General features: G+C 46.1%; 8 protein-coding genes. 5 read left to right on the top strand and 3 right to left on the bottom strand.

The genetic code is table 11. The features are described from left to right. The first annotated feature begins 148 nt into the window (after positions 1 to 148). Positions 149 to 661 carry a DUF2062 domain-containing protein gene (locus tag AB4653_RS05850; protein ID WP_009847146.1) on the top strand — a complete coding sequence of 171 codons (513 nt, stop codon included), beginning with the start codon at positions 149 to 151 and terminating at the stop codon, positions 659 to 661. Between the two features lie 212 nt (positions 662 to 873). Here the strand turns inward: AB4653_RS05850 and lolE are convergent, their stop codons facing one another. The 3 genes from lolE to lolC are packed head-to-tail and all read right to left on the bottom strand — an operon-like array spanning position 874 to position 4,012. Then, positions 874 to 2,118, bottom strand: coding sequence for a lipoprotein-releasing ABC transporter permease subunit LolE (gene lolE, locus AB4653_RS05845; protein ID WP_009847147.1), 1,245 nt, complete (start codon positions 2,116 to 2,118; stop codon positions 874 to 876). Next, positions 2,119 to 2,811: a lipoprotein-releasing ABC transporter ATP-binding protein LolD gene (lolD, locus tag AB4653_RS05840; RefSeq protein WP_009847148.1), complete on the bottom strand. Its 693-nt coding sequence runs from the start codon at positions 2,809 to 2,811 to the stop codon at positions 2,119 to 2,121. It lies immediately after the preceding gene. Continuing rightward, complete coding sequence (gene lolC / locus AB4653_RS05835) at positions 2,804 to 4,012, bottom strand: lipoprotein-releasing ABC transporter permease subunit LolC (RefSeq protein WP_170962710.1); 1,209 nt, start codon at positions 4,010 to 4,012, stop codon at positions 2,804 to 2,806. The genes lolD and lolC overlap by 8 nt, the downstream gene beginning before the upstream one ends. 227 nt (positions 4,013 to 4,239) lie before the next feature. Between lolC and AB4653_RS05830 the strand changes: the two genes are divergently transcribed. The 4 genes from AB4653_RS05830 to AB4653_RS05815 form a co-directional block, all read left to right on the top strand. After that, entirely contained in the window at positions 4,240 to 4,809 is a 570-nt protein-coding gene (locus tag AB4653_RS05830; RefSeq protein ID WP_009847150.1) for a hypothetical protein, read from the top strand. Between the two features lie 6 nt (positions 4,810 to 4,815). Next, a complete protein-coding gene (mfd, locus tag AB4653_RS05825; protein WP_102257825.1) occupies positions 4,816 to 8,277 on the top strand; it encodes a transcription-repair coupling factor in 3,462 nt (1,153 codons plus the stop codon). A 63-nt stretch (positions 8,278 to 8,340) separates the two neighbouring features. After that, the gene (locus tag AB4653_RS05820) at positions 8,341 to 9,108 is read left to right on the top strand and encodes a peptidoglycan binding protein CsiV (protein ID WP_009847152.1); all 768 of its coding nucleotides are present in this window, start codon (positions 8,341 to 8,343) and stop codon (positions 9,106 to 9,108) included. Between the two features lie 137 nt (positions 9,109 to 9,245). Next, positions 9,246 to 9,619, top strand: a 374-nt coding sequence (locus AB4653_RS05815) for a GNAT family N-acetyltransferase (RefSeq protein WP_372103549.1), incomplete at its 3' end; no start/stop codon positions are given.

Genomic DNA, 9,619 nt, shown 5'->3' with positions numbered 1-9,619 from the left:
ACGCTATACTTTGTTGATGCTAGTAGTAACAACAGCATCAATGGTGCCCAAACCCAATGAGGCATCACAGGCCAGAAGCTGGCAGACACAACTGTCGCAGCAAATGAAATCAAGAACCAAGTGTTAAACAAGAGAGTAGCTTCCTCCTATGCCAAGAAAGTTTATCAAACGATTTATGCCTGACCATGAGCTAATCAAGCGTCAGAAAGCATTGAAAGTTTTTGGCAATGTTTTGTACAACCCCAACTTATGGTGCCTTAATCGTCGCTCTGCGGCAGGCGCATTCGCTGTTGGGTTATTCATGGCGTTTGTCCCTCTACCAAGCCAAATGATTATGTCTGCAGGCCTTGCTGTCGCATGTGGCGTTAACCTACCTTTGGCTGTCGCACTTGTTTGGATCAGTAACCCGGTCACTATGCCCGTTCTCTTCTACTTTGCTTATAAAGTCGGGGCGTTTGTTATGCATGTACCACCTCAAGCCTTCCATTTCGAATTGTCTTGGGACTTCATCTTGGCGCAAATGAATACAATCGGGCCTCCTTTCTTACTGGGTTGCCTGATTTGTGGCGTGGTTTCAGCAATGATTGGCTACTTTGGTATTCGCGGGTTATGGCGTTACTCAGTAGTAAGAAGTTGGAAGAAGCGTCAAGCAAGGTACTGACAACTTTTCCTTGTCGTTCAATCTATCCTTGTATGCGCTTCACTTAAACCGCACACAAGTTAAAGTCAGATGAACCGCAGAACTCTGCAATATTGGGATGTAACCACAGTCGTAAAGAATGCAGATTGAATTCAAAAAAAAGGATCCCATCAGGGATCCTTTTTTGTGTATGCCATTTGTCTATCATGCTACATGAAGTATTACTAAGCGCATTACTTCGAGCTAAGCACCGAGGCAGGGTTTAACTTGGCTGCTCGTGATGCTGGGTACCATGTCGCCAATAGGCTCAATACAATCGCTGTACCGGAAACCACAACAACATCCGTCATATCGAGTTGTGATGGCAAGAAGTCGACAAAATAGATGTCACCGGACAAGAACTGGTGATCAACTAGCCTTTCAAGCCCTTTGATAAGTGTCGTGAGATTAAGCGCCACTAACACGCCTATTACACTGCCCACCAAACTACCTAACACACCGGAGAATACGCCCTGCCAAACGAAAATGCGTTTCACAAGGCCGTCCGATGCGCCCATGGTTCTTAAAATCGCGATCTCTGATGCTCTGTCTTTTACTGCCATCATTAATGTCGAGACAATATTGAAACAAGCAACACCAATAACCAGTACCATCACCAGATACATAATGGTGCGAACCAACTGAATATCTCGATACAAGAAGCCAAACTTCTGTTGCCAGCTTCGTAGATACACATACACATCAAGCTGGTTACCCACCTCACGCACAATAGAGTTCGCGTTCAGAACATCGGTCACTTTTAAAGAAACCCCTGTCACAGCCTCACCTAGGTTTGCGTAAACTTGCGCATCGCCGATCGGGATCAAAGCTAAGCTGTGGTCAATTTGGCCATTAAGCGTCAGCAAGCCAACGACTTTGACTCGAACACGTTTAGGTGCTTGAACCTTAAGCGAACCATTCACCGTCGGGATCATCAGAGTTAAGTAATCACCGACTTTCGCGCCAAGTACATTGGCCACGCCAGAGCCCAGGATAATCTGTTGTTGCCCTGCCTTAAAATCGCTCCAAGCTTTCTTATCGATAAAACTCGATAGGCTCGATACTTGTTGCTCAAGTTGTGGATCAACACCGCGAACTTCAATTGCTTTCAGCTCTTTGCCTTTTTCGGCAAGCGCGGTAATTTTCACATAAGGCGCAGCTGCGACAACGTCTTCATGTTGGGTCGCTTGTTCGATCACATGCTCCCAACGTGTTACAGGTTCATTGACGCCCTCAAACTCACCGTGAGGAATGACAGAAAGTACTCGTGATTGAAGCTCTCGCTCAAAACCATTCATTGCAGATAAGCCGATAATGATTACCGCGACACCAACAGCAATACCAATTGTCGAAGACAAGGAGATGAACGACACCATTTTGTCTCGTTGTTTCGCCCGGCTAAATCGGCCGCCTATCAATAGAGATAAAGAAGAAAACACTTAGCTCTCCTCTTTTTCTACGTTGACCAGTAAACCATCTTGCATGTGAAGTTGGCGATCCATCTTACCGGCAAGTTCACCATCGTGAGTCACAACCAAAAAGGCAGTATCGTACTCACGGTTCAGTTCGCGCATTAAGTCGTAAATAGAAAGTGCTGTGTTGTGGTCTAGGTTACCAGTCGGCTCATCCGCCAACACTAGCGCAGGCTTGTTCACCAATGCACGAGCAATTGCCACTCGTTGCCTCTCACCACCTGAAAGTTCTGAAGGTCGGTGGTCAACACGATGACTTAGCCCCACTTTATCAAGTAACAACTGTGCTTCTTGTTTAGCTTTCGCTGGCTTCTCTCCACCTATCAACAACGGCATTGCTACGTTTTCTAACGCTGAGAAATCAGAAAGAAGATGATGGAATTGATACACAAAGCCAAGATGCTGGTTGCGAAGCTTGGCCTGCTTATTCGAACTCAAAGACGCTAAGTCTTGTCCGAGAAAGCTTACGCTGCCATCAGACGCATCATCCAGTGCCCCTAAAATATGCAATAACGTACTTTTACCGGAACCAGAGGTACCAATGATAGCGACTAGCTCACCCTTTTCGATTTCAAAGCTGACGCCCTTGAGAACCTCAGTATCTAACGAGCCTTCACGGTACGTTTTACGGATATCATTACATTGAAGGAAATTACTCATAACGAAGGGCCTCAGCAGGTTTTACAGACGATGCACGATAAGAAGGGAATACAGTGGCAATCAAGCTAAGTGCAATAGCCAGAACCACAACAACCGCAATTTGGATTGGATTAATCAATATTGGCAACTGTCCACCAAATGAAAACAGAGCAACACCCATCGCCTCTAAAATAGTATTGAGGTTCGAAGCTAAAATCACGCCCAGGATGCCACCAGATAATGCGCCGATCACACCACTGCTTGCACCTTGAACCATAAAGATCCCCATGACTTGACCATCACGCATACCTTGGGTTTTTAAGATGGCGACTTCGGACAGTTTCTCCATCACCACCATAATAAGCGCAGAAATAATGTTAAACGCAGCAACACCAATGATCAGCCCAAGCATCAAACCCATCATGTTTTTTTCCATTCGAACGGCTTGGAATAGCTCGCCACGTTGGTCTCGCCAATCGCTCCACACCCAACCTTCCGGTAGCGGTTGGTTTGATAGTTCTGCCACTTCAAATGGGTCATCAAAAAACAGTCGCCAGCCTGAAATGGTGTCTGATTTATAGCGCATCAAACGCCCAGCATCGTTGATATCTGTCACCATCAATTGAGCATCGATATCCGAACCCGTGTTAAAAATGCCAGCTACGGTAAAATTTCGTTGGCTAGGTATGCGCCCTAACGGTGTGTATTGGCTGGCACTGGTGACCATTAAGCGAACTTTGTCGCCCATAGACACTTTCAAGTTTCTTGCCAAGGTATGACCAAGGAAAAGCTGATACTGACCAGCTTTGAGTGAAGACAGTCTGCCAGCAATTAAATGATTCTGAAGAGGGTCATCTGAATTTGGCTCAATACCGATTAACAAGCCCGCAGATAACTGAGCAGGACTTTGGATCACCGCTTCACTGCGAACAATAGGTTCTACGTGGCCATTGAGCGACATTTGCTCCGCAAAGCTAGGTGCTTGAGCAGAAAGTGACGTTGTGCCTCCTTGCTCGTAAACGACGGCTTGAGGAAGGACACCAAGAATTCGGTCTTTTAACTGCGCTTCGAATCCATTCATTACCGACAAAACAGTAACCAGAGACAGCACACCAATGGTAATTCCGGCTGTCGACATATAAGAAACAAAACGGCTAAAGCGATCACCGGAACGGCCTTTCAAATAACGCAGGCCAACAAACAATGAAATAGGATGAAACATACTTTGAACCATCTAAAGGAGATGCGGGTTAATGTAACGGGTATTGCCGTTACTGTGTAGGGGTTAATTGAAAATATAGAGTGAATTAACTCAATTAGTTAGGCTTGAAAAACAGAACCTTGTCAAATAGCTAACTTTCAAACAACTATTTGAGACTTTCAATTAACTGACCTTGATTACTGCGGCCACATAGCGATAATCAATAGATCACTTCAAGGAACTAACGCATGACAGAACAAGAGTTTTTTACCGTTCACCACAGCCTTACCGCTAATATTGAGCCAATGGACAGTAACTTCGCTTTACCTTCTCAGATTCAGTTCGAATCGGAGATCCCTGCCCCTTTTGTAGTGGCAAGTGAATTTAGCCAATTGGATCTATTAGCTGACAGTGCTCGCAACGAACTGAAAAACAGCGACTTGAAGAATGTCATCAGTTTATTGGATGCACAGAACTCTAAATTAAACCTCTTGTTGAGCTTTATGTTATCGCAACAAGATGATGAACAATTTCGTACCCATACGTATTCATTTGGCGCGAGTCAGTTCTCGTGTTTTTCCAAAACAGATATCGAAGCGGGTCGCTTAGTTAAAGCAAAGCTCTTTATCGAGCACCCTGCCGCCGCTATCTATTGCTACGCGGAGGTCTTCGCTAGCGAACCTAAAGATTCAGGCTTCGAAATCAAATTCAAATATGCTCATCTTCGTGATACTGACCAAGACTTGTTGATCAAGGCTGCGCTCCATCAACAACAAAAGCTCTTACGTCAACGCTCTCTAGAACGAGATAACAAGTAAATAGACATGACAAAACAATCCATTTTCACACTACCTAAGCTCAAAGGTGCCGGTGACAAAAAGCACATCGGTAACCTAGTTGGTTCATCTCTCGCGCTTACTATCGCTAAACTAGCGGAGCAGCATAACAGCCATACTTTACTTGCAGTGCCTGATCCTCAGATCGCACTCAAGCTTCAATCTGAAATTGAACAGTTTACGGCACATGAAGTTGCGTTATTTCCTGACTGGGAGACGCTGCCATACGATAGCTTCTCGCCGCACCAAGAGATCATCTCAGATCGTATAGCACGCCTTTACGCACTGCCAACGCTAAAAGATGGCATCACGATCGTTCCGATCAGCACGTTATTGCAACGCCAGTCACCGCGCGACTTCTTACTACAACACACGTTAATGGTGAAAACAGGCGATCTCTATTCACTAGAGAAATTACGTCTGCAACTCGAAAAGTCGGGCTATCGCTATGTTGACCAAGTGTTTGGCCCGGGTGAATACGCTAGCCGTGGTTCTATTCTCGACCTGTTCCCAATGGGCAGCAAAGACCCGTATCGTATCGACTTCTTCGATGACGAGATCGACACGATCCGTACTTTCGATCCTGAAAACCAGCGCTCTATCGAAGACATCTCTGAGATTCGACTGCTGCCTGCTCACGAATTCCCAACCTCGGAAACAGCGATTGAAGATTTCCGTATTCGTTGGCGCCAACAGTTTGATGCGCGCCGTGAACCAGAATCGGTTTATATGCAGGTTTCTAAAGGCACGTGGCCTGCTGGTATTGAGTATTGGCAACCGCTGTTCTTCGAGCACACCGAAACCTTGTTTGATTATGTTGCCGATGAAGCGCAACTCCTGATTCTAGGTGATGTCGAGACTGCAGTAGATTCGTTCCTAACGGACGTTTCTCACCGATACGAGCAACGCGGTGTTGACCCGTTACGACCGCTGCTGACACCTGAACAACTGTGGCTAAAGAAAGACGAGCTGTTCGCACACTTCAAACAGAAGCCACAGGTCAACCTAAGCTTAGACACGATTGAAGAAAAAGCTGGGCGTACAAACCTTCCGGTTATGCCTCTGCCTGATCTCAGCGTTCAGCATCAGAATAAAGAACCGTTGTCTAACTTAAGAAAGTTCACTGAAGCCTTCGATGGCAAGGTTGTTTTTTCGGTTGAGTCTGAAGGCCGCCGTGAAGCTCTGAGTGAATTGCTTCGAGGCATCAAAGTTCGTCCAAGCGAAGTTGAAAACCTCGACGCGGCAATTAAAGGTAAAGATAAGTTCACCCTGATCCTAGGTTCTGCTGAGCATGGCTTTATCCACGAAGAGCAAAACATCGCCCTTGTCTGTGAAAGTGATCTATTGGGTGATCGCGTTATTCAGCGTCGTAAAAAAGACAAAAAAAGCGTAAACAGCGACACCGTAATCCGTCACCTTGCGGAACTTAAACCGGGCCAACCCGTTGTTCACATTGACCACGGTATTGGCCGCTATATCGGCTTGCAAACACTTGAAGCGGGTGGGATGAAAACCGAATACGTAACACTTGAGTATCAACACGATGCCAAGTTATACGTGCCTGTTGCCTCTTTGAACTTAATTGGCCGCTACTCTGGTGGCGCTGAAGATTCTGCACCGCTACACAAACTTGGCGGTGAAGCATGGCAGAAAGCTCGTAAGCGCGCCGCAGAGAAAGTCCGTGACGTTGCAGCAGAGCTACTTGATGTTTACGCCAAGCGAGAGCTAAAACCTGGCTACAAGTTTGTGCTCGACCGCGGCCAATACGCGACTTTCAAGTCTGGTTTCCCGTTTGAAGAAACCGATGACCAAGCGATGGCCATCAATGCTGTTATGTCTGATATGTGTCAAGCAAAAGCCATGGATCGTTTGGTGTGTGGTGATGTTGGCTTTGGTAAAACCGAAGTCGCGATGCGTGCAGCATTCGTTTGTACCGACAACAGCAAACAAGTGGCGGTGTTAGTACCAACTACCCTACTTGCTCAGCAACACTTCGAGAACTTCCGTGACCGTTTCGCCAACTTGCCGATTCGTGTTGAGGTTCTATCCCGATTCAAATCAGCTAAAGAGCAGAAGTTGATCATGCAAGATGTCGCCGACGGTAAGGTCGATATCTTGGTAGGGACTCACAAGCTGCTTTCGAGCGATATTAAGTTTAAAGACCTAGGCCTGCTGGTTGTCGATGAAGAACACCGATTTGGTGTGCGTCAGAAAGAGAAAGTGAAAGCGATGCGTGCGGATGTCGACATCCTAACGCTTACTGCGACACCGATCCCGCGAACGCTGAACATGGCAATGAGTGGCATGCGTGACCTTTCGATCATCGCTACACCACCCGCACGACGCTTGGCAATTAAAACCTTCGTTCGCGAAAGTGATGATGCCATCGTCAGAGAAGCGGTGCTGCGTGAAATCATGCGTGGTGGTCAGGTTTACTTCCTGCACAACCAAGTCGACACGATTGAGAAAACAGCAGAGTCACTACAGAAGTTGATTCCAGAAGCACGCGTTACTGTGGCTCATGGCCAGATGCGTGAGCGCGAACTAGAACGCATCATGAATGACTTCTACCACCAGCGCTTTAACTTGTTGGTGTGTACAACCATCATCGAAACCGGTATCGACGTACCAACGGCAAATACCATCTTGATGGATAGAGCCGATAACCTTGGTTTAGCACAGCTGCACCAATTGCGTGGTCGTGTCGGTCGTTCTCACCACCAAGCTTATGCTTACTTGTTAACGCCACACCCTAAAGCAATGACCAAAGATGCGATCAAGCGATTGGATGCGATTGCTTCGCTCGAAGACTTGGGCGCAGGCTTTACCTTAGCAACTCACGATTTAGAGATTCGTGGTGCGGGTGAGCTGTTAGGTGATGAACAGAGTGGTCAAATCCAGTCAGTTGGTTTCACCTTGTACATGGAGATGCTTGAACAAGCGGTTGAAGCATTGAAGGAAGGTCGAGAGCCATCGCTTGATGACCTACTGAGTGAACAAACTGAAATTGAGATGCGTTTGCCAGCACTATTGCCAGATGACTACATCCCAGACATCAACACGCGCTTATCAACGTACAAACGTATTGCGAGTGTGAGTGACACCGACGAATTGGCAGAGTTGAAAGTCGAGCTGATTGATCGCTTCGGCCTTCTGCCTGACGCAACCAAGAACTTGTTATCAGTTTCTGAGCTAAAATTAGCCGCAGCGTCTATCAAAGCGAAGAAAATTGAAGCTCACGATAAGGGGGGATTCTTAGAATTCTACCCGGATGCTGACATAAACCCGGCCTACCTTGTTAAACTGTTGCAATCTCAACCGCAAAAGTTTTCAATGGAAGGACCAACAAAGTTCAAGTTTACGATACCATTGGTCGACAGACGGAAACGAATTCAATTTGTTAGTGATTTATTGGGCGAATTCAGACAAAACTTGCTGCCTTCAGCATAAGACCCAATCCACTTGCACATATAAATTATCCAGCCGGTAGTTCGGCTGGAAGACGGAGTAAAAATGAAAAGACTGATCCCACTGCTACTATTGTTCGTCTCACTGCCAAGTTTGGCGCAGAGACAATTTGATATAGAAGTGATCATTTTTAAGCGCGCTGTTGATGCAGAGAAGGTGAACGAATCTTGGCCAAATACACAGCCTAAGATTTCACTTGAACGCGTTGGTTCATTTCAAGATACCCAATACCGAGCAAAGAAAGGCGTTCAAATGCTACCTTACTCGGAATACAAGTTAACGCCTCAGAAAGACAAGCTACGTAAACACGCTGGCTTTGAAGTTCTGATGCATACCGCTTGGCGTCAAGGCGACCAAGGTAAGAGCTCTGCACCTGTTTTCCATATTCAAGCAGGTAAAGATTTCTCTAAACAGTTTAATGCTGATGGCTCTGAAAAAGGCGCAATCACTACAGGCAGCGCTGATGGGTTCCAAGAAGAGACCATTGATAAGCCACTCTACGAATTAGACGGCAAGCTGCAAATCTACGTTCAGCACTACCTATACGCTGAAACGACATTAGATTTAAAAGCGCCAAGCGTTCGTGAAGTAACTCTACAAGAGCAACAAATCGAGCTAGATTCACCAGTAAGTGGCGCAGAAAGCAACGTCCAAGTGGGCAACCTAACTGAGATTTCTCCGACGGTTGAAGTCCAAGAGTTCCTTAAGAGCTACCGCATGGACCAGAAACGTCGTATGCGCAGCACAGAAACTCACTACCTTGACCACCCACTTCTTGGAATGGTAATTCAAGTTAGACGTGTAGCGCAGTAAGTTACTTGCCGATTCGGCTATAATTATATAAATAATTCAATCCGCCCTCCTAGTGAGGGCGTTTTATTAAGTGCTATCTATCTTTATTCTGTACTGACTCTCTTTGTTCAGTACTTACACGTTACTTGGTACGTCTTATGAGCCCTGAATTTCAGATCAACACACAAAATCTTAGCCTTAAAATCATTGAGGCCTCAGATGCTCAAGAATTTTCTCAACTGGTTAAGTCCTCCCCTAGCTTGTTGCCATGGGTCGACTGGTGTCATAGCGAGTTTTCTATCGTCGAAGCCGAGAAGTTTATTCTGGCGACTCGCTTAAACTGGGTGAAAGCCGATGCGTTTGGCTTTGGCATCTTTGAACGAAAAAGCGATAAGTTAGTCGGTATGGTTGCGATTAATGAGCTTTACCACACCTTTAATATGGCGAGTTTAGGTTATTGGGTGGGTGATGACTTTCAAAGGAGAGGGATCGCCAAAGAAGCGATGCTCGCCCTATTTGAATTTTGTTTCGC

It is taken from the genome of Vibrio sp. 10N.222.48.A3, from assembly GCF_041475345.1.
Taxonomy (GTDB): domain Bacteria; phylum Pseudomonadota; class Gammaproteobacteria; order Enterobacterales; family Vibrionaceae; genus Vibrio; species Vibrio tasmaniensis_A.
This window is presented reverse-complemented; position numbering and strand designations above follow the sequence as displayed.